The following is a 23,147-nucleotide window of genomic DNA, read 5'->3' as shown; positions in this document are numbered from 1 at the left end:
ACCTTGAGCACTGAACTCAGTCATAAACGCAGACGTAGATTTTGCGCACGGTCTCGATAGTGCGCCAGACGCCGACGAAACCAGGCTTCATCACGAAACTGTCGCCGGCGCGGTAGGTCTTGGTCTCACCGCCCTTCTCCTCGATTTCGACGAGACCCGAAACGATGTGGCAGAACTCGTAGATCGTGCCCTTGATCGAATGCGTCTCGCCGGGCGTCGCCTCCCAGACACCGGTGAGCACCTTTTCTCCCTTCGAGGCATCCTGCGCCCAGGTCTTGAAGGATGGATTGCCGGAAATGAGCCGCTCCGGAGCCGGTAGTGCCTCCTTCGGCGCGAAGTCTGGAACTGTGTCGATCGTGATCAGAAGTGACATGTGATGTTTCCTGGTTAGTAGCCGAGTGTCCGATCGACGAGGCCGATCAGTTCTTCTCCGGCGCGGTGGCGCCGGATGTTGTCAACGACAGATTGTGCCGCCGTATGCGGTTGCGTCACCGAGGCGATGTGCGGCGTTATCATCACCTTCGGATGCGACCACAGCGGATGGTCTTCCGGGAGCGGTTCTGGATCGGTGACATCAAGCATCGCCGCAGATACGTGACCGGTGTCGAGCGCGTTGATCAGCGCGGCCTGGTCCAGTTGCGGACCCCTGCCGACATGCAGCAGCTGCGCCCCGACGGGCAGTAAGTCGAAGAACTCTGCATCGAGCATGCCGTGCGTTTGTTCCGTGAGCGGAAGCAGGCAGACGAGAATATCCGTTTGCTTCAAAAAGCCCGCGAGTTGGTCCGTGCCGTGAAAACAGGCGACGTCCTCTATCCGCTTTTCGCTGCGGCTCCACCCGGCAAGCGGAAACTGGAAGGGCTTCAAGCGCTCGATAGCCGCCTGGGCCAGCATGCCAAGGCCGAGGAAGCCAACCCGGCGTTCGGCCGCCTGTCGAGCGGCAATCGGTTGCCAGAGGCATCTTTTCTGCTGCTCAAGATAGGCGGGCATCTCGCGGTGGAGAGTCAACACGCCGAGCGCGATGTATTCCTGCATCATGCGTATGATGCCGTCCTCGACCATGCGCACAAGCTTCACATGGCTTGGCACCACGTCCTGCTCGAACTGGTCGACGCCCGCTCCGATGGAAAACAGCACTTCCAGATTGCGGTAGCGCGAGATCTCGTCCGGCACCGTCCAGGTGATGAGATAGCGCACCTTCTCCGGCTCCATCTCGTCGCCGGAATGGACGAATTCCAGATCCGGGAGCTGGCGCGCGAAGATCTCGCGGAAGACCGCAGCACGCGCCGCATCGGAATTGAAAAGAAACGCCATGGTGACCGCCCTTCCTTCAGGCCGCAAGACGCGCGCCGAGCCCATCGATCATCTTCCGGCAAGCGGCGAGTTCACCGATCTCGATATATTCGTCGGGACGATGGGCACGGCCGATATCGCCGGGTCCGCAAACGACCGCATCGATGCCGGCCTGCTGATAAAGTCCGGCCTCCGTGCCGTAACTCACAGCTGTCAGCGGCTCCTGCCCCGTCAGCTCCGTCAGAACGGCCGCTAGCTCGCTCCCGTTGGCGGGCGCAAGAGCGGGATAGGTACTCAACTCATGCCACGCCACATCGAAGCCGCTGTCTCGCAGAGCGAAAAGCCGGGCCTTGACCGGCTCAAGCAGGGAGGCTGGAGAAACGCCGGGCACGGCACGCGCCTCGATATCGGCTGTGCAGTGGCCAGCGATGATGTTGACCGCCTGTCCACCGGCGATGACGCCCACCTGCAAGGAAGAATAAGGGGGCTCGAAATTGTCATCGAGCGGCCCGTCGGCGAGGGATCGGCCGTAGGCCACGGCGTGCGTGATGACGCCGGCCATGGCATGCACGGCATTGAGTCCGAGATCGGGGCGTGAGGAATGGCCGGATCGCCCGATCACCTCGAGCCGCGCGGCGGCCTTCCCCTTGTGCGCGCGCACAGGCTGCATCCGGCTCGGCTCGCCGACAATCGCGCCAAGCGGCCTCTCGCATAAGCTCGGCAACGCGGCTAGGAGATGCGGCACGCCACGGCACCCCGCCTCTTCGTCATATGAGAATGCGAGATGAACCGGCTGCCGCAGGTTCATCGCCGCAAGTCCTGGGAGCGCCGCCAATGCGCAGGCGAGGAAGCCCTTCATGTCGGAGGTGCCGCGGCCGTAAAGCCTGCCGCCCTCGCGGCGCAGAACGAACGGGTCCGAGCTCCATTCCGGCTCGCCGGCCGGGACGACATCCATATGCCCGGAGATGATGTAGCCCCGACCCTGGCGCGGGCCGATCGTGAGGAAAAGGTTGGACCGGTCGCCCTCGGGACCGGGGAGAACCGTCACCTCGGCTCCGGCTGCCTGACAGTAGTCGCGGATCCAATCGACGATCGCGCCGTTTGGCGTGCCCACAACAGAGGGAAATGCAACCAGGGTCGCGAGGATTTCTTCCACGTTCATGGCGGTCCGCTCTGCTTGCACACTATCACCGGGTGCAACCAGCCTATCCGCAGGCAGCAGTGTTCCCTGCCGAATTGCATCGTGCTTTGGCCGAAGATTGCGAAAAAGCACCTCGAACCAGCGAAACCTGCTGGCTTTCCCGTATAATGCTGCGGCAAAAGAGGTATGTCGCGACATGGCGATCGATGACAGGATCAACACCGCTTGCCTTGCGCATTCGTTGAAGGAGCGGATCGATTGAGATGCAGAGATCAGTACGCCTGAAATCCTTCGAACTGGTCGCGCGGGACATTGATGATGTCGACGTCAAGCTACTGCACGCGCTGTCGATCTCAGTCCGCTGGCCTCATCGGCCGAAGGATTGGGACTTTCTGCGCCGTGCCGGCCGCGGCATTGTTGCCGTTGATGGTATTGGACGCGTTTTCGGGAGCGCGATGTGGTTTCCCCACGGGGGCGACTTTGCCACCATTGGCCTGGTGATCACAACGCCACGCACACAAGCGCAAGGAGGCGGCCGATGGCTCATGGACCTAGTCCTTGAGCAGTGCGGCGATCGCAATTTGGCACTCAACGCGACCCATGCTGCCTACCCCCTCTACGTTTCACTCGGCTTCACGACCGAGGCGATCGTATACCAGCGCCAGGGGGAGGTCCCACAAACACTCCCGACTATGCCGGCCTTGAACGGGGAATTGCAGGCGCTGTCGAGCGACAGGCTTAAGGACATCACGCCGCTGGATACGCGCGCGTTAGGGATAAACCGCGAGAGGCTGCTCGCGTTGCTCGCAGCGGATGCCTCAATCTGCACTTTGAGCCGCGGCGGCGAAATCGTCGGCTATTCCATGTGTCGCGAGTTCGGACGTGGCCATGTGATCGGCCCCATGGTCGCGCGCAGCGATCTCGACGCGGTCCACCTCACAGCCGTGCATCTGAAGGAACTGGCAGGACGATTCGCCCGCGTCGACACCCGCGAGAAGGATGGCGTGTTTGCCGCGTTTCTCCAGCAGAGCGGCCTCGGCATTGCCGAGACCGTTACGACCATGTCCAAAGGGCGCCGCTTCCTGAACCGCCAAGACAATGGGCCTTGGGTCTATGGATTGGCCGGCCACGCCTTGAGCTGAATGCAAGCATACTGTCGCCTTCAACCAGCGGTCAGAGAATCAGGTCGATCAGTGCGCGCGTCGATCAACCGGCATAATGCGGTTGCCGTCACGCGGCCGGAACGGCTGCCGCTTCGAATCTGCTCCTAATCCCGGATTCGGCTTCCGCTGCCGACATAATGGCCGTCCGGCGCCCATCCGCCACGCCATCCACGATGACATGGCCGATGCCGCGCGAGCACGGCTCGATGCGCGCGTTGAGGTGATAAATGTCCCGCAGCAGATCGGATGTGATGACGTCCGGCGATGACCCGCATGCGACCAGCCGGCCGTCCGCGATGACCATTGTCTGATCGCTGAAGCGCAGGGCGTGATTGAGGTCGTGCAGGGCGATCAGCACGACCATGCCTCGCGCCTGAGCAAGTTGCCGCATGAGACCGAGCACTTCCACCTGCCGCGATAGATCGAGTGCTGATGTCGGTTCGTCCATCAGCAGGAAATCGGCGATTGTCGGCTCTCACCGCGCCATTCTTGATCTGACATCCGTACCGCAGACAGAATCCGATTGCTCGCAGCGGCCTCTAAAGGCAGCACAGGGCGAAAGACCACCGCGGAAAGACTTAGAAAAGAAGCTGTACGGATTGTCCCCGCGCCGAGAGCAGTTTGACGGCCCTCCGGTCAAACGAGACGAAAGTCTCCCCGCCAACCAGCCGCAGTCAAAAGCGATCACGCCGTCCGCGAAATCGCCGCCGGCATCGAGGACTGGCAGCCCTGCCTCAACTGCCGGCCGGCTGACGACAACATTCGCGGTGTTCAGCAACGCCCGGATCGCCGCGGCAATATCTTCGCGCTCTGTCTGGTACTGCCGGGCCAGAACCCAGGCGAACTCGCACAAGGCCTGCAAGCTCACCGCCACGATGTCCGCTTTGGCCAGCAGGTCGACGGCAATGGCCGCCTGCCCCTCATCATCGGCGACAGAGGCGCGCAGCAGCACATTCGTGTCGGCCGTAACCCTCATTCCTCGCCGGACCCGGCCACAGCGCCCGCTTCCGATATCGCCTCGTTGATCTCCTCGATGCTGAGCACCCGGCCGTTCGTCTTGCCTCTGAGGAACCCGTGGAGGTCCCGGAACGACCCCTTCGACCGTGCAGCCCTCAATTCCGCCCGACCGTCGGGCAGCAGATCAAGCTCGATCTTCTCGCCCGGTTTGATGCCCAGATGTTGCAGCACGTCCTTGCGGAACGTCACCTGTCCCCTTGTCGTCACTGTCAACGTTGTCATCTTAAACATTCCTGTTCATCGCGATAAGACAATGCAAATCTGCATTATTATCAATGCAGATGGGTCGGGGCCAAGCTTGGCGTCCATGCGGCGACTGAATCGCGACCAGCGCTCTGCCAGAGTGAAGTCGCCAAACATCACCTGGAGGTCAGCATGCAAGCCAACACCACGGCCGCTATCCGCGTCGATCTTGCCGCAATGTTTGTCTCGTTAGAACTGTCTCGTTCAAAATCGCTCGTCACTTCGCTTCGGCTGGTGTCGGGAATGGCGCGACCGCCGCCGGGAAGCGAGGGAAGGCAGCGTCAAGTTCGAGCCAGAGATTAATAAGAACGAAGCCATCGCCGCATAGGCGTCTGCCTGCGTGGGTATGGACGGACTCACTCGTGCGCAATATGAATTATGAATGGAGATGAGGCCTGCCGTGGCGCTCACGCGTCGCTGAGGCAGGTGACGCTCGTGCAATGACGCTGCGCAGGGCGGGTTGGCCTTCTGGTCTAACGCCGCCCGCAGAAGTGTCGATATCAGGGGAACTGGTCAATGACCGACAACAAGCCAGACGTTACCAAGGATTGGCAAGCGACGCAGGGCCAGAAGTCCTCCGCCACGCGTCTTCGCCTTTTCGCCGCACTCTCGTGGGTCGTCGCCATTGGCGGCGAGATCTACGGAATTATGCTGCTTCGCCAGAACAAGTTCGACCAGGGACACCTGCCGCTGGTCATCGGCCTTCTGGTCGGCATCGCGATTTTCGCAATCGCCGGCAACTTGCTATGGAAGGCGGCCAACAGGCACGATCCGGCTCGTGCATCCGACGCGGCCAGGTTCTTCTTCCAAAACCAGCTCGGCGCAATTATCACACTGATTGCCTTCCTCCCGCTGGTTTTCCTGATTCTCACCGACAAGAACATGGATCCGCGGACCAAGAAGGTTGCTGGCGGCGTCGGCGCTGCGCTGGCCGTGCTCGCGACGGTCATGGGGATCAGTTTAAAACCCCCGTCGGTCGAACAGTACACCCAGGATATGAACGCATGCGCAGCCCAGATCAAGTCGGGGCAGCCCACCACCGCCTGTTCGCCCGATGTCGCCGCTCAGGCGCAGGCGATCGCGACGGACACCGCCGCCGTGGCGGCGGCGACGCGGGACGCGAGCCACCCCGGCGGTCAGGATGTCGTCTACTGGATCGCGCCCGAAAACGGAGCCGCGAAATCCACCGAGCCGCATGTTTTCCACCTCTGCGCCGGCGTGAGCCCGCTGAAGGACAAGACTGTGAATAGTGGCTCCGTGACGGAGGCCTACGCACAGAACGCCGTCCGCATCACGAAGCAGATCGATATGGAACAGAAGCAGTGCGGGTTCACCGCCACAACCAGCACCAACTGAACCCGTCTGCACCCGATCGGGTCCAGCCGTTGGTCTTTTGTCGAGAAGGATGGCGCGTAAGCGCAGCCTCAGTATTGACTCGCCGAAGCAACGCCAAATGCCGGGATCGCCCGGCTGGCCAATATTGTCCAGCTGCAAATTTATCGGCGGCGAGCAATGACCTGGCGTCTTACGCACGGCAGCTTCCGGCCTGAGCGCTTCGAATGGAGAATGACGTTAATGAAGCGCATTGCCGCCCGGCAGCATTATGGGCGGGAAGCGAACCGGGAACTTCTGGCGCCCAAAAAACGATAGCGGATATTTCTCCTGGTGGGCCGCATCGACCAGAAGCGGATTGGGCAAGCGTTCCATGGTATGTAGCGTCGGGTATCGCGCACCTGCTGGACCCCTGTTGATGACTGACCGATGCCGGCCTGCTGGCTTGGAGTTTGGGGAGTGGGGAGTCTCGGCGCGAACGACTATTTCATTCCGCCGAGGGCATTCGGCAGCGGCACGGCCGGCCTTCAAAGTCCTTTGGCCGGGAAGTTGGTACGGATAGTCGGAATCAGGCAACACCCCTGTTTTCCGAGCTGGATTTTGAAGCCGTGAACGAGCGGCTATGATGAACGCGCCGAGTGCAAGTAAGGTCACGAAGGCCCTACAATAAGCTTTAGAGGAGACTACGTCGATGACGAACGTGCGCGCCCTTGTCCTTGAACGCCAACACGAACTCAAGCTGCGTGACATCGATCTGCCACAGACCGTCGGCCCGGGCGAAGTTCGCCTCAAGATCCATACGGTGGGCATCTGCGGCTCCGACGTGCACTACTACACGCATGGCCGCATCGGCCCGTTCGTGGTCGAAGCGCCGATGGTCTTGGGCCATGAAGCCGCCGGCAGCGTCGTCGAAACGGGGGAAGGTATCGAGCATCTGAAGGTCGGCGACCGCGTCTGCATGGAGCCGGGTATCCCCGATCCCAATTCGCGGGCGAGCCGGCTCGGCCTCTACAACATCGATCCAGCGGTCAGGTTCTGGGCAACGCCGCCGATCCACGGCGTGCTGACGCCCTATGTCGTCCACCCCGCCAACTACACTTTCAAACTGCCCGACAATGTCAGCTTCGCCGAAGGCGCCATGGTGGAGCCCTTCGCCGTCGGAATGCAGGCGGCTGCCAAAGCAAAGATCGCGCCGGGCGACACGGCGGTGGTGATTGGCGCAGGGCCGATCGGCACGATGGTGGCGATCGCGGCGCTCGCCGGCGGCTGCGCCCGCGCCGTTGTTGCAGATCTCGCCCAACCCAAGCTCGACATTGCCGGCGGCTATCAAGGCGTGATCCCGGTCAACGTCCGCGACAAGAACCTGGCGGCGGAGGTAAAGCGCCTGACCGATGGCTGGGGCGCCGACGTGGTGTTTGAATGCTCGGGCTCGTCCAAGGCATGGGAGACCCTGCTCGATCTGCCGCGGCCCGGCGGCGCGGTAGTGGTGGTCGGTCTGCCGGTGGCGCCGATCGCATTCGATGTCGCCACCGCCTCGACCAAGGAAGTTCGCATCGAAACGGTGTTCCGATATGCCCACCAATATGAGCGGGCAATCGCGCTGATGGGGTCGGGCCGGGTCGACCTAAAGCCACTCATTTCGGCGACCTTCCCCTTCGAAGATTCCATCACCGCCTTCGACCGCGCAGTCGAAGCCCGGCCCGCGGACGTAAAGCTTCAGATCCTGTTGCCGGATTAAGGGGAGTTCCAAAAGCGCCCGGGTTGTCCTCCCGATCTCCTCGATGCTTTCGTAGGCTTCCGAGCTGCCAAAATTGGCGGCGGCCCTGAGCGCGTTTGAGGCTGGTGCACGGCATTTGCCGGCGGCGTTTCCTCCAAAAACAACTCCATACCCGGCGATCACGGCATCCTCTGGGACCACGAGCAAATCCCTTGAGCACTGACGGAACCGACTTGACAAATCGGCGGGCGTCCGACACGTTCTTAACAAAAGGCACAACAAACTTACAAAAGTTCAAGTTGGCACAATCTGGCCGATAGGGAGAAGGCCGATGCGTCTGTGTGACCGAGCGGAGATTTGCGCGTGAGCGCGGTGACCGTGACCCGCGAAACGCCCAGATGGGCCCTGCCCCGGTTCATGACGGCCGAGCATCCTTTCCCCTGGCTCGCGCCGATCACTGTGATGCTTCTCGTTTTCGGCATCTATCCCCTCGCCTATTCAGTCTGGCTGTCGTTTCACAAACGCAATGTCGTTTCCCGGCAGCTCGACTTCGCCGGGCTCCACCAATGGACGCGCGCCTTCTCGGATGCTCGTATGTGGCATTCGCTGGAAACCACGCTGATCTATACCTTCGTCGCGCTTGCGGTTCAGCTTGCGCTCGGCATCCTCATCGCGCTTCTGCTTGACACCGATCGCAAAGGTTACGGCGTGCTGCGGGCGCTGATGACACTGCCGCTGGTGGTGCCGCCGGCGGTGACCGGAATGATGTTCCTGCTGATGCAGGACGGTTCTTTCGGTGTCCTGTCGTTCTACCTGTATGCCCTCGACCTGATCTCGCCGGCACAGCCGATCCTGACGCAGCCCGGAACCGCATTGGCGGCGATCCTGCTGGCAGACATATGGCAGTGGACGCCGTTCATGGTGCTCATCATCCTGGCAGGGCTCAGGGCGCTGCCGAAGGAGCCTTTCGAGGCAGCCGCGATCGACGGCGCCAACGGCATCCAGACGTTCTGGCGCCTCACATTGCCGATGCTGCGCAAGGTGATAGCGGTCGCGGTGCTGATCCGCGGCGTCGATCTCTTTCGCATCTACGACTACGTCTACATCATCACCGCCGGCGGGCCTGGCACGGCCACCGAGACGCTTTCGTTCTACGCTGGCCGTATCTACTTCACCGGAGACTTCCCCTATGCCGCGACCCTGTCGCTGATCGTGCTTGTCGTCTTGATCGTCGTGTCGAACCTCTTCGTCAGGCTGTTCAAGGTGAGGTTCTGATGGAACCGTCGCGCGCCCAAACGATCGCCCGCGACGTCCTCGCCGTCCTGGTGGTGGCGATCTTCATGTTCCCGATCGCGTGGTGGGCGCTGTCGTCTATCAAACCTTATTCGGCGATCTTCGACCGCAGCGGACCGGTCTACGTCGGATTCGCACCGACGCCGGACAATTACCGCGTGACGTTGCTTGGCGTCTCACGCGTCGACATCGGCATGGAACAGGGCGGCGAGGCGGCCGGGGTGATCAAGGGTGGCGCCAGTTCCTACGATTCCCGTCAGTCGTTGCTCGATAGCGCCATCATAGCCGTCGGATCGACGGCGCTGACGCTGCTGCTGGCAACTCTGGCCGCCTATTGCCTGTCGCGAATGCAGTTCAGCGGCCAGCAGTCCTTCCTGTTCTGGATTCTCTCGCAACGCTTCATGCCGCCAATCGCGATCGTCATTCCGATCGTTTTCATGTTCCGCGATCTCGGCTTGCGCGATACCTATACGGGGCTCATCCTCGTTCACAGTTTGATTAACCTGCCGCTGGCGGTTTTGCTTTTGAAGTCGTTCTTCGACGATGTTCCGCGCGAGGTTGACGAGGCGGCGCTGATTGACGGCGCGACGCGCTGGCAGACGTTTCGACGCGTCGTCCTTCCCATGGTCAAGGGCGGCATCGCTGCGACGGCCGTGCTGTGTTTCATCTTTTCGTGGACCGAGTTCCTGCTCTCACTGTTCCTGACAACGTCGATCCGCACTGTGCCGGTGAAGATCTCGACCTTTGTCACCTCGACGGCGACCGAGTGGGGCTACATCACAGCGCTCGGCACATCCGCGATCATACCCAGCTTCATCTTTATCCTGCTGGTTCAACGACATCTGGTCCGCGGCCTCACCCTCGGATCGCTGAAGGAGTGAGGCGCAGACGAGAAGAACGACGACAAAAACGCAATGGAGGAACGATCATGAGCTTCAGTGAACACGACAAGAAGACATTCGTCGCCGATACCTGCAATGACTTTACGGCGCGCCGGATAACCAAACGCGACTTCATGAGGAAGATGGCGCTCGCTGGTGTCGGCTTTTCGGCCTTCGGATCGGCCATGCTAGGTGGTGGCCGCACCAATCGGGGGATGCTGGGCCTCGGGGTTGAAGAAGCCCGCGCCCAGGACGCCGATATGCTGAAGTGGCTGGCCGACGTCGGCAAACCATATGCCGGCACCAAAATCCGCTACACCTCGGAGGCGACGCCGCCAACGATTGTTGCCAACCAGCTAGTCGCGGGTGAATTCACCAAGGCAACCGGCATTGAGGTGGAAGTCGAGATCGTGCCGCTGGAGCAGGTTCTCGCCAAGGCGACGCAAGACGTACAGGGCCAGCTTGGCACCTACGACGTCTACTATCTCGACCAGTCCTGGATGGCGACGTTTGCCCAGGATGTCGTCGATCCTCGCGAGTATTATGACCAGAACAAAGACCTGGCGATGCCCAACTTCGACTGGGACGATTTCTCCAAGCCGCTGGTCGACGGCATCGCCATGTACAACGGCAAACAGTGCGGAATTCCATTCGATATTCCGATCTTCATCCTGATGTACCGCAAGGATCTTTTCGACAAACACAACATTGCCCTGCCGACAGACCTCGACGCCTACCTCAAGGCCGTGCAGGCGCTCACAGAGGCAGAAAAAAGCAACGGCATCTTCGGCACAGCATGCCAGGCGAAGTCCGGCCACTATTCGCTGGAATGCGACTGGACTTTCGCATTGTGGGGCCATGGCGGTTCTGTCTTCAACAAAGACAAGAAGTTTGTCGGCAATGACGAGCGCGGCGTGGCCGGGCTCAAATTCTATCAGGAGCTGGTCAAGAACTCGCCGCCGTCGGCGACGACGTGGACCTGGGACGGGCAGGGACAGGCACTGACGCAGGGTCAGGCCGCCATGGCAATCACCTGGGGCGAAGATTTCCCCGGCTTCGACGCCAACGATTCCAAGGTCAAAGGCCTGTTCGAGGCCCTGCCCGCGCCCAAGGAGGTTCCTGGTCGTCGCGCCGCCGCCGATTGCGGCTTCAACGAGATCCCGGCCGTCGGTCACCAGGGCGGCTCGACGATTTCGCTGTCGCAATATTCCAAGAACAAGGAAGCGGCATGGCTGTTCATGCAGTGGGTCTGCTCGAAGGATGTCATGGCGCGGGTATCGACGCTCGGCGGCGGCGCCTCGCCGATGCGCAATTCCTCTTTTACAGATCCTCGGGTCAAGGCAAAGGCCGTTGTCGGGCCCGGAACGACACGCCATTTCGATGCGATCAAATACACGATCGACAACCAGATGGGATCGGAGCCGGACATGCCGATCTGGGCGGATTTGTCGAACAACGACATTCCGGTTGAACTCGGCAAATTGCTTACGGGCCAAGACTATGGCGGCGATGCCAAGGCATGCCTCGATGCCATTGCCGGCATTGTCGACGGCAAAGTCAAGGACGCCGGTCTTTAGCGGCTAGTCGGTGATTTGGGCGAAGGCGGCTTCGGCCGCCCTCGCCGTTTGGCAACGTGGCGGCAATGGTTCCGGATCTCGTCATCGGCATTGATTCCTCGACCTCGGCAACCAAGGCGATCGCCTGGGACCGCAATGGTCTGGCCGTGGCTGAAGGTCGTGCACCGCTTGCAATGTCCAACCCGCGTTCGGGCTATTTCGAGCAGGATCCGGCCGAGTGGTGGACCTCGACGGTCGCAGCGCTGCGCGCCGTGACCTCAACGGTTTCGCCGGCACGCATTGCCGCCCTTGCGATTGCCAACCAGCGCGAAAGCTTCGGACTTTTCGACGAGCAAGGCGAAGCGGTCGGGCCGGCGACGCTCTGGCTCGATGAGCGCGCCCGTGGGAAAGCACGCCGCTTCGGCGAGAGTTTCGGTGCGGCACGCGTCCACGCAATATCCGGCAAGCCGCTGGACGTCATTCCTTGCCTTTACCGCATGATCTGGTTCCGCGAGCAAGAGCCCGAGATTTTCGCCCGGGTGGAGCGGATGGCCGAAGTCCACGGCTATCTGGTCTTTCGCTTGAGCGGCCGGTGGGTGACGTCCACCGCATCCGCCGACCCGATGGGCATACTCGATATGCGGGCTATGGACTGGTCGAACGATATACTGGAGGCAGCGGGCGTTGCCCGGCGCATGATGCCGGACCTGGCGCGGCCCGGCACCGTTCTGGGCCAACTAACTTCGGAAGCGGCCATTTCGACGGGCCTGCGCGAGGGCACGCCGATCGTCGCCGGCGGCGGCGACGGTCAATGCGCCGGCACGGGCGCTGGTGTGTTGCAGCCGCGATGCGCTTACATCAACCTCGGCACGGCGGTCGTCTCCGGCAGCTTCGGCACGGACTACGTCCACGACCAGGCCTTCCGCACCGAAACGGCGGTCGCCGACAATGGCTATATCTATGAGACGTGCCTTCGCGCCGGCACTTTTCTTGTCGACTGGATGGCACGCGAAATGCTTGGCGTCGATCTGCATGGCGCAAGCGATGCCCTGGAGGCGCTCGAGGCCGAAGCCGCTGCCAGCCCGATCGGCGCAGGCGGCATAATGCTCCTGCCCTACTGGCAGGGCGTCATGGACCCACACTGGGATAGTGCGGCCCGTGGTGTGGTTGCCGGGCTTTCGGGCTCGAGCCGCCGCGGCGACATCTATCGCGCCGTGCTGGAAGGCATAGCGCTGCATCAGGCCGCGACAAGTCAGCGGGCGGTTGCGGCTGCCGCCCAGACCATCGACCAGTTCATAGCGATCGGCGGAGGAGCGAAGTCCGACCTGTGGATGCAAATTCTGGCGGATGCACTCGATCGTCCCATAAAGCGTTCGACGACCGTCGAAGCCTCCTCGCTAGGCGCGGCGATGGCGGCGGCAAAGGGGGTGGGCTGGTTTTCCACCATCGCCGAAGCGTCGCTCGCAATGGCCAGCGAGCCGGCCAAAACCTTCGAACCGGACACGAAACGGGCCGCGCTCTACGCCGAACTTCTTGCGATCCATGCTGATCTTTGGCCAACGCTTGCAGCCTGGAACCAACGCCTCGCGGCCTTCATGGAGGCCGATCATGGCTGAAACGACCAACTGGAACGCGTTGATCGAGGACGTTGTCGCTGGACGCTGGACAGATCCCAAGACAGGCGCGGCCGCGGTCCTGCCGTTCCAGACGATCGAATTGCTGGAGACGACGGAAGGCCGCGAGGCGGATCTCGTTGCGCCGCTGAAGCTAGGCAGCCGCATCGCCGTGGTCTCCGATATCAACACCGTCGATGTGATGGGCAGGCGCGTCGCGAAGGCGCTGCGTGCCATCGCCGACATCGACGAAATCGTGCTGCCTGACGGCCTCGACTGTGATGAGGCGACGATCCAGATGGTCAGGGAGAAGACACGTCACGCCGAAGGGGTCGTGGCCGTCGGGTCGGGCGTCCTCAATGACAGCTGCAAGCATGCAACCTTCCTCGACGAGCGACCCTATGCCGTCTTCGGCACGGCCGCCTCGATGAATGGCTACGGCGCCTCGACAGCGTCGGTGACCTTGGCCTCCGGGCTCAAGATCTCGCTGCCTTCACACGCGCCCCGGGGCATCTTCCTGGACCTTGGCGTGTCGGCCGCAGCGCCCGCCTGGCTCAGCGCCGCCGGGCTTGGCGACAGCCTCTGCCGCTCCACGGCCCAGATCGACTGGTGGGCTTCGCATCGGCTGTTCGACACTTACTATTCCGAGGTGCCCTACCAGCTGCAGGCGGGCGATGAGGAGCCGATGCTGGCCCATGCGCCTGGCCTTGCCAGGCATGACGTCACCGCTGTCGGGCATCTCCAGCGCGTCCTGACGCTGTGCTCGATGGGCGTGTGCTTTGCCGGCGTTTCCCATCCCGGGTCCATGGGAGAGCACCAGATTTCCCATTGGGTCGACATGTTCGCGCAAGACCATCATCCCGGCACCACGCACGGCCAGCAGGTGGGGGTTGCCTCGTTGGTTATGGCGCGGCTGCAAGCGCGGCTGCTGGACATGAAAGAGCCGCCGCAGGTGAAGCCGACCGCCATCGACGAGGCGGCGATGCTGGCCCGTTATGGCGCGCAACTTGGACCACTTTGCATTGCCGAGATGAAGAAGACGGCACTCGACGCCAGCCAGTCGGAAATCTTCAACCGCAGGCTTGCGGAAATCTGGCCGGCGCTGCGCCAGGAGGTTCGGCCCATGGCAATGCCGGTCGCCCGCATGGAGGCAGCACTCAAGGCTGCGGGAGGGCCGGTCACCGGCGCGGAACTAGACCTGCCGCGCGCGCTTTGGCACGACGCCATTCGCTATTCGCGAGAAATCCGCGGCCGATGGTCCTTTGTCAACCTGGCCGCCGATGCGGGACTCTTGGAAGAGTTTCTGGAGAGCGAATGGTGAGAGCGCATCCGATCGCCAATCGCTCGCATGGCGAAAATGCGATCCAACCGGCAAGGGCAATCGAAGGGTAGCAATTTATGGCGTCTGTCACCATCAGCAGCATAAAGAAGGACTATGGCGCCCTCTCGATTATCGATGGACTCGATCTCTCGATCGAGGATGGCCAGTTCGTCGTTCTGTTGGGGCCGTCCGGCTGCGGCAAATCCACGCTGTTGCGCATGATAGCCGGTCTCGAGCCCATCACATCCGGTGAGATCGCCATAGGCGACAGGGTCGTCAACACGCTCCATCCCAAAGACCGCAACATCGCGATGGTCTTCCAGAATTACGCGCTTTATGCGCACATGACCGTCTTCGACAACATGGCCTTTTCCATGCAGTTGAAGAAACGCCCAACCGAAGAAATCAAACAGAAGGTCGGATGGGCGGCATCGATCCTCAATCTGACCCCCTATCTGGAACGGTACCCTCGCCAGCTTTCGGGCGGTCAGCGGCAGCGCGTCGCCATGGGCCGCGCCATCGTGCGGGACCCAACTGTGTTCCTGTTCGACGAACCGCTGTCCAATCTCGATGCCAAGCTGCGGGTGCAGATGCGCACCGAAATCAAGGAGCTCCACCAGCGGCTGAAGACCACCACCGTCTATGTCACGCATGACCAGATCGAGGCCATGACCATGGCCGATGTCATCGTCATTATGCGCGACGGCCATATTGAGCAGATCGGGCGCCCGCTCGATGTCTACGATCGCCCGGCAAACCTCTTCGTCGCCTCCTTCATCGGCTCGCCCGCAATGAACATGTTCCATGGCGAGGTGGCTTCCGAGCGCGACGCCTGGGTGGTGCGGACCGACGAGCTATCCCTCCCGCTCCCGCCAGGGGCTGCGGTCCGGCCCGGCCAAAAGGTGATCTACGGCATTCGCCCCGAACATCTTCGACCCGTGGCCGACGGGCGCGGCATTCCGGCGAGGATTACGGTTGTCGAGCCGACTGGCCCCGAAATCCACATCTTTGCCAGCATGGGCAACGCCGCAATCTGCTCGGTGCTGCACGACCGTATGGAAGTCTCTCCTGGAACTGTGATCCATCTGGAGCCGGCGCCTGAGCGAATCCACCTGTTCGACCAAGGTAGCGGCGAGCGGCTGGACAAGGGAAGAAGCTGAATGGCGCGGATCATCATCCTCGGCGCCGGCGTCATGGGCACTGCCATGACGCTTCCGGCCGCTCACGCTGGTAACCGCATCACTCTTGTCGGGACCCATCTCGATGGGGAGATCGTCGGCTCGGTGGCCAGCACAAGTCATCACCCACGCCTCAACATCGCTCTGCCTGATGTGGTAACCGCCTGTTCCTGGACCGAATTCGCTGCGGCGATGAACGATGGACCCGATCTGCTTGTACTCGGCGTCTCGTCGGCCGGCATTCCTTGGGCGATCGACCGCATTGCAGAAAACATCAAGTCGCCCGTGCCGATACTGATGATTACGAAAGGGCTTGCGGCAAGCGACGAAGGCGTGGAAATCCTGCCACATCTGCTTGCCCGCGAGATCGAGCAACGCACTGGCTTGTCGGTCCCGGTGATGGCCGTCGGCGGACCGTGCATTGCCGGCGAACTGGCGGCGCAGCGCGACACCTCTGTGATCATGGCCGGGCACGATCCCGACCAGGTCGCCGCGGCGTCCCGCATTCTGCGCGCGCCTTTCTATCATGCGCGATCGTCATCCGATCTCGTCGGCGTCGAGATCTGCGCTGCGTTCAAGAATTTCTACACACTCGCCGTTGGGGCTCCCGTCGGGCTGCTCGAGCGCGACGGCAAGGCGCCCAATGGCGCGCTCATGCACAACCTAGCCTCGTCGCTTTTCTCGCAGTCCCTCGCCGAGATGGCGATTCTGGTCGAAGCTCTGGGTGGAAAGGTCGAAACAGTGCTGGGGCTGGCCGGCTCCGGCGATCTTTATGTGACCTGCCAGGCGGGCCGTAACGGTCGCATGGGGCGCCTGCTCGGCCGCGGCCTGCCCTATTCGGTGGCGAAGCGCGAACATATGAGTTCGGACACGGTCGAGGGCGCGCAACTGGCGCTGGACCTTGGTCCGACTTTGAAGAATATGATGGCCCGGGGTGTACTTCCCCACGATCGCCTGCCGCTGACGAGGGCCATCATCGACGCAATTTGCCATGATGCTCCGCTGGTTTTGTCCTTCGACCGCTATCATCGAGGCTAGCGGAGCCGGGAGACTCGATTGATGCCTCACATCGATGAGCACATGGCTCCGCCGAACCCGCTCGGGACCCGCTGCCGCGGAGTGGACAGGATGATCTGATGGAGAAACCAGCACGAAAGAAACGCGACGGCCGCCAAGCCGTAACGAGTTCCGTCACGGCCGATCGCGAGGAAGGGCTGCTCGTGCGCGCCGCCTGGCTTGCTTATGTCGGTGACCTGACGCAGGCGCAAATCGCCAAGTCTCTTGGCCTGACCCGCCTTCGCGTCAACCGGATGCTGGCGCATGCCCGTCAGCGGGGGATCGTTCAGATTCGCATCAATTCCAAGGTAGCGAACTGCATCGAGCTGGAGCACCGGCTGCGGGACGCCTATGGCGTTTCCGACCCAATCGTGGTTCCGACACCGCCCGATCCCGCCCTGGTGCCACAGGTGATCGCAGCCGCTGCCGGTGAAGCCCTGTCGCATAGAATCCGTGACGGGATATCGGTGGGCGTGGGATGGGGACGGACGCTCCAGCTTAGTCTGCGGTCAGTGACCGTACGCCCCGTCAGAGGGATGTCGGTCGTTTCCCTGCTTGGCGGGCTCACGCGTGGATCGGCGATCAACATCTATGAAATCGCCTCGCGGCTCGCGGCGCTTTTCGATGCGGAATGCTTCTACATCGCAGCACCGGTATTCACGGATACGGAGGCCACGCGCGATCTGCTTATGCGCCAGTCCATTCTCGAAGACGCCTTCACCCATGCCCGCGACGTTGACGCCGCTTTCGTTTCGGTGGGCGCGGTGCACAAGGACGCCACCATCTTTCGGATCGGACTGGTAGGAGACGATGATCTCAGATCGCTCCGCCAAGCCGGAGCCGTCGGCGATATTTGCGGCCACTGGATCGGCCCCGACGGACAACTCGTCGATCACCCGCTAAACAGCCGTGTCATCGGCCTCGCCCCCGAACATCTGCGCGACGTCGACACTGTGATCTTGCCCTCCGGCGGCCTCGACAAGGTTCCGGTGCTGCGCGCCGTGTTGCGTCTGGGAGTCGTCGATGTGCTGATCACCGACGAGAAAACCGCTGAGGCGATCCTTGCGGAAAAGCCGTAGCGCAGACTGACCTCTACCAGCAGAGCGGCTCGCGAGTGATCGCTTCTTCGCGTCACAGAACCTCGTGGATTTCCTCGATCGAAGTCTCGCCGATCCGCTTGTCGAGAACGATCTCGCCGCGCGCCATCGCCACGACCCGGTCACAGCATTCGAAAACATGATGCATGTTGTGGCTGATGAAGACGCTGGTGATGTTCTGGGCCTTGAGGGCGCGAACGAAGCCGATCACCTTCCGCGTCTCCTTGACCGAGAGATGATTGGTCGGCTCGTCGAGGATCATGACTTTCGACTTGAAGTGCATGGCCCGGGCGATCGCCACGCCTTGGCGCTGGCCGCCCGACAGTTCGCCGACCAGCGCGTCGGGTGACCTCAGATGCAGATCGACGTCGGCGATCGCCTTGACGCTTTCGTCACGCATGCGCTTCTGGTCCAGGATGCCGATGCCGAAAACCGAGCCCTTCACCGGCTCGCGTCCGATGAAAACGTTGCGGGCGATGGTCATGGTCGGGACCATCGAATTGTACTGGTAGATCGTCTCGATGCCGCGATCCATGGCGTCGCGCGGGTTCGAGAAACGGACCGGTTCACCTTCGATCCTGATCTCGCCGCCATCGGGCTTTTGGGTGCCTGACAGGATGTTGATCAGCGTCGATTTGCCGGCGCCGTTGTCGCCGACAAGGCCCAGCGCCTCGTCTGGATAAATGTCCAGAGTGACGTTCTTCAAGGCGTGGACGCCGGAATACCATTTCTGGAGTCCCTTGATCGCGATGATGGGTGCCGCCATGATCAGGTCTCCACCTTCATTGCCCTGCCCCGCTTTCGAAGCCAGGCGTTCACGACGACCGCGAAGATAGTCAGGAAGCCGATTGCCATCTTGAACCAGTTGGCGTCAACCTGGCTCAGCACCAGTCCGTTGTCGATGACGCGGATCAGGGCAGCCCCGATGATGCCGCCGAAGATGGTGCCGATGCCGCCAGTCAGCGAGGCGCCACCGATGACGGCAGCCGACACAGCTTGCAACTCCAGCCCCTCGCCGATCGAAGGCAGCGGCGCGCCGAGCCGCATCACCTGAATGGTGCCGGCAAAGCCGGCGAGCACCGAACAGATCATGAAGCAGGCGACCTTCACCCGGGCCGTCGGGATGCCCATCGATTGCGCGGCGGGCAGAAAGCCGCCGGTGGCGCGCACCCAGTTGCCGAAATTCGTGCGCGACAGAAGCACCGTCGCCAGGATTGCCACGGCGAGAAACCAGAAGAACGACATGCGAAAGAGGTCGCCCGGCCCCACATAGATCGTAAACAGCCATTTGGGCAGAGCGTTGGCCGGGATGACAGGAGGGAAGCCACCGGAGATTACCACCGTCAGCGAACGCGCGATGAACAGCATGCCAAGCGTGGTGATGAAGCTTGGTATCGCGAAACGAATCGTTATGAACCCGTTGAAGAAGCCAATCAGGGCGGCAATGGCGAGCCCGGCGGCAAAGGCCGGCGCGAACGGCACGCCTGCCGCCAGCATCACCGCCATGGTCATCGGGGTCAGCGCAAATACCGAGCCTACGGAAAGATCAAACTCGCCGCATATCATCAGCAGGGTCACACCGATCGCGACCAGCCCCATTTCAGGCAGCAGCCCAAGCATTCCGCGCACGTTCTGTGTGTTCAGAAATACGCCGTTCGAGCGAATCTGAAAGACGAGGAGGAGGAGGAGCAGGAACACGACCGCCGCAAGCTCCGGCTTCTCCAGATAAATCTTCATCAAGCGCTTCATCATTCGCTCCGGCTTGGGATTGTTTGCGCTGGCTTGTCGCATCGGCAAGGGGATGGCGGCAGTCTGTCGTCTACCGCCCTCGACAAGGGAGATGCCGTTGGAGGATGGGACGGAGCCGACGCCCAAGGCCTTGCTCCCTGGCCCCGGCCCTCGCCCTCTCCGCGTAAAGAACGAGGAGAGGACGCCGGCTTCGCGCCTACCGCACGCCTTGTGCGGCCAGTTCCTTGAGTTTCGGCACGTCTTCCTTGACGATGATGCCCTTGCCGGTGTCGATGTCTGCCGGCAGCAGACCGACGTTCTTGGCGAGATAGGCTTCCATCACGGGCATGAAGCCCTGCATGTAGGGCTGCTGGTCGACCTGGACCTGGATGTAACCCGCTTCCATCTGTTGCAGGACTTCCGAGACGATGTCGAAGCCGCCCATCAGCACCTTGCCCGGCTCGATGCCGCGATCGATCAGGACCTGGGCCACGTAGGCATGCCAAAGGCCGGTGTCGAAATACACCGTGGTGTCCGGATGGGCAGACAGATAGGCGCCAACACGATCGGCGACGACGGCGCCATCTGTGCCGGTGTCGAGCCGTTCAATGACCACTTCGCGTCCGGCATTCGCGGCCTTGTATTCCTCAAGGAACTTCATGACGCCGGCAGCGCGCTGTTCCGACCAGTTCTGACCGGGCGCGGAGACGCCGACGAGCGCCCTGATCTTGCCTTCCTTGGGGAAGAACTCGGACATCTTCTTGCCGAGTTCGTAGCCGGCGGGAATGAAGCCCTGGCCGATGAAAGCCTGGCGGGCATTGCCGGCTGCACCCTCGGTGTCGTCGACGTTGGACGCGATGACCGTGACGCCGGCAGCGCGGGCGTCGGCGATGATCTGGTCAAAGGCATTGTTGTCGACGATCGAGGTGATCAGCGCGTCCGGTTTTGCCGCGAGTGCCGCCTGCATGTTGGCCGATTGTTGCTCGATCGAGCCTTCGGTCTGCGTGAAGACCATCTGGCAATTGGCCTGGATCTTGGCGCAGGCGTCGTCAAACCCCTTCTTCACCGCCTGCCAGAACGGGTTCGACGCCGACGAATGATGCGTGAAGACGATGTTCATCGGCTCCTGTGCGCGTGAGCCGATTGCCGAGCCTCCAGCCAGTACTGCTGCCAAGGCTGCCGAGATAAGTAGCTTCTTCATGGTTCTCCTCCTCCGTAGAAAGCTGCTTCAGGTTCATTTTCAGAGAGTAGATGCATCGCTCACCCGTCGAAGCGCCGTGAAGGCGCGATCGATCTCCGGGTTCAGTTCCATGCCGAGGCCCGGTCCGGGAGGCACGGTGATCATGCCGTTCTTCACCTGCGGCAAAGCGGTCACAAGATCGCGGTACCAGGTCTTGTAAAAGGCCCTGACACTCTCCTGGACAAGCGCGTTCGGCGCATTCAGCGACAGGTGGGTCGATGCGCCGAGCACCACTGGACCGGTGCAGTCGTGTGGCGCGACCGGCAGATGCCATGCTTCAGCCATGGCAGCGATCTTGCGCGCCTCCGAGAGCCCGCCGCACCAGCTGATATCAAGCATGATGACACCGGCCGCTCCGGTTTCGAGAAGGTCGCGGAAGGCCCACCGGGAACCGAGCGTTTCAGAAGCCGATATCGGCGCCAGCGAAGCCTCGGCATAGCGTTTCAGGCTGGACAGGCTGTCCATCCTGATCGGATCTTCGTGCCAGAAGGTCTTGTAGGGGGCAAGCTCGCGAGCGATCTGCATGGCCGGCAGCAGCTGCCACATTGAATGGAATTCAACCATGATGTCCATCTTGTCGCCGACCGCATTGCGGATTTTCTCGAATGGCGCCAGCGCGGAATTCAAGTCGGGCTGCGATATGTACTGGCCGCGCGTTTTCTCGGCGGCCATGTCGAAGGGCCAGATCTTCATGGCCGTGATGCCTTCCTCCAACAACGAATGCGCTAGTTCGTCGGCGCGGTGAAGGAAGCCGTTCAGATCATCATAGGCGTCGCCGGGCTTGTCGAGCCCGTAGTTGGCCGTCGTCTGCCCGGTGGCCTTCTTGATGTATTCGGTTCCGGCACAGGTGTTGTAGGTCCTGATCTCGTGCCTGGTGAACCCGCCGAGGAGTTGTGCGATCGGCTGACCGGTCGCCTTTCCGAACAGATCCCAAAGCGCGATGTCGAAAGCGGAATTGCCCCTGACTTCCGCGCCCGTCGATCGGAAACCGAGATACCCGACGAGGTCGGCGGCAAGCAGGTCGATCTGCAAGGGGTCGCGCCCGATCACGCTCGGCGCGACATATTCGTGCAGATAGGTCTCGACGGTTTCAGCCATGAAGAAGGTCTCGCCGAGTCCGACGAGGCCTTCGTCCGTGTGAACCAGGACCCAGAGAAGGTTCGGCCGCTCCTTGAGCCGCAGCGTTTCCAGTTTCGTGATCTTCATTGCGCCCCTGCTCCTCAGGCGATGCCGGCCGCCAGCAGGGCCTTGACGCTCTCGTCAAAATGCCTCGCCATCAGGTCACGCGCCGACTGGGGATCACCGGTCTCGATGGCTTCGGCGAGGTCGATATGGATCTGGATCATCGCCAACTGCTCGGCATCCGAAGGGCGGCTCCGCCAGCCGATCGGCCAGGTGTGGCGCGATACGCGCTCGAACGCGCCGACGATGAGGCTGAAAACCGGATTCTTCGCAGCCTTGGCGATTTCGAGGTGAAAGGCGAGATCGTGCTCCATGACCTGTTCCGGCCGCTGGAAATTCTCGCGCATGGCGAGCGCGTGCGTCCTGATCCTTTCCACTTCGTCAGCTGTTCTGCGCAAGGCCGCCAGCATGGCGGTGCGGGTCTCAATCGTGCGGCGCACGTCGTAGATTTGCTGGACCGTGATCTGCTCGGTGTGGACGCCATGCTCGATCACCAGTGACATGGCGCCATAATCCAGCTCGGCGACGGTAGCCCGTCTGCCCGCCCTCAGGTCGATAAGCCGCATGGCGGCGAGCGAGCTGAAGGCCTCGCGAACCACGGTACGCGAGACGCTCAATTGTCTCGAAAGCGCGGCCTCGCTGGGCAGCCGGTCGCCGGGCCCGAGCTCATGCGCGCGGATATGGCGCGTGATCTCGCCGATCGTGTTGCTGACCAGACTCGCTGCGTCGGAATGTTTTGCGGATACGGCCGTGCTCACGCAATCTCCAGTTCAGGAGTGGGCAAACCTGTATGGCAGGTTTTCCAGATATGTTGATAGTACTTAGGAAAGCTGTAAGTCAATCGAGTCTTCGCCGGGAACCTCGGCATCATCGCCGGGGACATCGATGACCACTGGCTTGCATGAGCGATGCTGTTGACGCGACCGATGCCGGTCGGCCGGGTGCGGGAGCCTGCGTGGTCGAACAGCGATCATCGCGCTTGGGTAGGGCAGGCATTCTCGTCGTGAACACCGGCGGGCGGCCGACCATGCCGCCCGAAAATATCTCGGCGGACGATTCACTGATATTTCGATCGACGCACCCCATATGGGCGGAAAGA

The 23,147-nt window shown here is 61.9% G+C and carries 20 protein-coding genes and 2 pseudogenes; 11 read left to right on the top strand and 11 right to left on the bottom strand.

Annotated features, from left to right (window positions below; translation table 11 throughout):
- Positions 1–16: 16 nt before the first annotated feature.
- The 3 genes from NKJ55_RS15350 to argE are packed head-to-tail and all read right to left on the bottom strand — an operon-like array spanning position 17 to position 2,452.
- Positions 17–373: a cupin domain-containing protein gene (locus NKJ55_RS15350; RefSeq protein WP_023678793.1), complete on the bottom strand. Its 357-nt coding sequence runs from the start codon at positions 371–373 to the stop codon at positions 17–19.
- 14 nt (positions 374–387) lie between these two features.
- Entirely contained in the window at positions 388–1,311 is a 924-nt protein-coding gene (locus NKJ55_RS15345) for a 2-hydroxyacid dehydrogenase (RefSeq protein ID WP_352450638.1), read from the bottom strand.
- Positions 1,312–1,327: 16 nt separating this feature from the next.
- Complete coding sequence (argE, locus tag NKJ55_RS15340) at positions 1,328–2,452, bottom strand: acetylornithine deacetylase (RefSeq protein WP_352450637.1); 1,125 nt, start codon at positions 2,450–2,452, stop codon at positions 1,328–1,330.
- Between the two features lie 242 nt (positions 2,453–2,694).
- On the opposite strand from argE, the gene NKJ55_RS15335 reads away from it, so the two are divergent.
- A complete protein-coding gene (locus tag NKJ55_RS15335) occupies positions 2,695–3,573 on the top strand; it encodes a GNAT family N-acetyltransferase (protein WP_352450636.1) in 879 nt (292 codons plus the stop codon).
- 88 nt (positions 3,574–3,661) lie between these two features.
- Here the strand turns inward: NKJ55_RS15335 and NKJ55_RS15330 are convergent.
- The 3 genes and pseudogenes from NKJ55_RS15330 to NKJ55_RS15320 all read right to left on the bottom strand — a co-directional run.
- A pseudogene (locus NKJ55_RS15330) lies at positions 3,662–4,054 on the bottom strand (ATP-binding cassette domain-containing protein); the annotation flags it as partial.
- Between the two features lie 118 nt (positions 4,055–4,172).
- A pseudogene (locus NKJ55_RS15325) lies at positions 4,173–4,570 on the bottom strand (type II toxin-antitoxin system VapC family toxin).
- Positions 4,567–4,833 carry an AbrB/MazE/SpoVT family DNA-binding domain-containing protein gene (locus NKJ55_RS15320; protein WP_352450635.1) on the bottom strand — a complete coding sequence of 89 codons (267 nt, stop codon included), beginning with the start codon at positions 4,831–4,833 and terminating at the stop codon, positions 4,567–4,569. Before NKJ55_RS15320 ends, NKJ55_RS15325 begins: the two are co-directional and overlap by 4 nt.
- A 537-nt stretch (positions 4,834–5,370) precedes the next feature.
- Between NKJ55_RS15320 and NKJ55_RS15315 the strand changes: the two genes are divergently transcribed.
- The 10 genes from NKJ55_RS15315 (at position 5,371) to NKJ55_RS15270 (ending at position 17,880) form a co-directional block, all read left to right on the top strand.
- Positions 5,371–6,210, top strand: coding sequence for a succinate dehydrogenase/fumarate reductase transmembrane subunit (locus tag NKJ55_RS15315; RefSeq protein WP_352450634.1), 840 nt, complete (start codon positions 5,371–5,373; stop codon positions 6,208–6,210).
- Between the two features lie 667 nt (positions 6,211–6,877).
- Positions 6,878–7,924 carry an NAD(P)-dependent alcohol dehydrogenase gene (locus NKJ55_RS15310; protein ID WP_352450633.1) on the top strand — a complete coding sequence of 349 codons (1,047 nt, stop codon included), beginning with the start codon at positions 6,878–6,880 and terminating at the stop codon, positions 7,922–7,924.
- 342 nt (positions 7,925–8,266) lie between these two features.
- On the top strand, positions 8,267–9,178 hold the full coding sequence (locus tag NKJ55_RS15305; RefSeq protein ID WP_352450632.1) for a carbohydrate ABC transporter permease: 912 nt from the start codon (positions 8,267–8,269) through the stop codon (positions 9,176–9,178).
- Complete coding sequence (locus NKJ55_RS15300) at positions 9,178–10,077, top strand: carbohydrate ABC transporter permease (RefSeq protein WP_352450631.1); 900 nt, start codon at positions 9,178–9,180, stop codon at positions 10,075–10,077. The genes NKJ55_RS15305 and NKJ55_RS15300 overlap by 1 nt, the downstream gene beginning before the upstream one ends.
- Before the next feature lie 47 nt (positions 10,078–10,124).
- Positions 10,125–11,654, top strand: a complete 1,530-nt coding sequence (locus NKJ55_RS15295) for an ABC transporter substrate-binding protein (protein ID WP_352450630.1) — start codon at positions 10,125–10,127, stop codon at positions 11,652–11,654.
- A gap of 65 nt (positions 11,655–11,719) precedes the next feature.
- Positions 11,720–13,249 (top strand): xylulokinase, encoded by a 1,530-nt coding sequence (locus NKJ55_RS15290; RefSeq protein ID WP_352450629.1) that lies wholly within the window; start codon positions 11,720–11,722, stop codon positions 13,247–13,249.
- Entirely contained in the window at positions 13,242–14,567 is a 1,326-nt protein-coding gene (locus NKJ55_RS15285; protein ID WP_352450628.1) for an iron-containing alcohol dehydrogenase, read from the top strand. The genes NKJ55_RS15290 and NKJ55_RS15285 overlap by 8 nt, the downstream gene beginning before the upstream one ends.
- Positions 14,568–14,644: 77 nt before the next feature.
- Positions 14,645–15,727 (top strand): ABC transporter ATP-binding protein, encoded by a 1,083-nt coding sequence (locus NKJ55_RS15280; protein WP_352450627.1) that lies wholly within the window; start codon positions 14,645–14,647, stop codon positions 15,725–15,727.
- Complete coding sequence (locus tag NKJ55_RS15275) at positions 15,728–16,783, top strand: hypothetical protein (protein WP_352450626.1); 1,056 nt, start codon at positions 15,728–15,730, stop codon at positions 16,781–16,783.
- Positions 16,784–16,965: 182 nt separating this feature from the next.
- Positions 16,966–17,880, top strand: a complete 915-nt coding sequence (locus tag NKJ55_RS15270; protein WP_352450625.1) for a sugar-binding transcriptional regulator — start codon at positions 16,966–16,968, stop codon at positions 17,878–17,880.
- Positions 17,881–17,932: 52 nt separating this feature from the next.
- On the opposite strand, the gene NKJ55_RS15265 is transcribed toward NKJ55_RS15270, so the two are convergent.
- From NKJ55_RS15265 to NKJ55_RS15245, 5 genes are all read right to left on the bottom strand, one after another.
- Entirely contained in the window at positions 17,933–18,664 is a 732-nt protein-coding gene (locus NKJ55_RS15265) for an ATP-binding cassette domain-containing protein (RefSeq protein WP_254819755.1), read from the bottom strand.
- Between the two features lie 2 nt (positions 18,665–18,666).
- Positions 18,667–19,647, bottom strand: coding sequence for an ABC transporter permease (locus NKJ55_RS15260; protein ID WP_352450624.1), 981 nt, complete (start codon positions 19,645–19,647; stop codon positions 18,667–18,669).
- Between the two features lie 196 nt (positions 19,648–19,843).
- Positions 19,844–20,827 (bottom strand): sugar ABC transporter substrate-binding protein, encoded by a 984-nt coding sequence (locus tag NKJ55_RS15255; protein ID WP_502895713.1) that lies wholly within the window; start codon positions 20,825–20,827, stop codon positions 19,844–19,846.
- Positions 20,828–20,866: 39 nt separating this feature from the next.
- On the bottom strand, positions 20,867–22,072 hold the full coding sequence (locus NKJ55_RS15250; protein WP_352450623.1) for a mandelate racemase/muconate lactonizing enzyme family protein: 1,206 nt from the start codon (positions 22,070–22,072) through the stop codon (positions 20,867–20,869).
- 14 nt (positions 22,073–22,086) lie between these two features.
- Positions 22,087–22,806 (bottom strand): FadR/GntR family transcriptional regulator, encoded by a 720-nt coding sequence (locus tag NKJ55_RS15245; RefSeq protein WP_352450622.1) that lies wholly within the window; start codon positions 22,804–22,806, stop codon positions 22,087–22,089.
- Positions 22,807–23,147: the final 341 nt, after the last annotated feature.

It is taken from the genome of Mesorhizobium sp. M0106 (genome assembly GCF_040322715.1).
GTDB lineage: Bacteria > Pseudomonadota > Alphaproteobacteria > Rhizobiales > Rhizobiaceae > Mesorhizobium.
The sequence above is the reverse complement of the archived record's forward strand: the minus strand, read 5'-3'. Positions and strand labels throughout refer to the sequence as shown.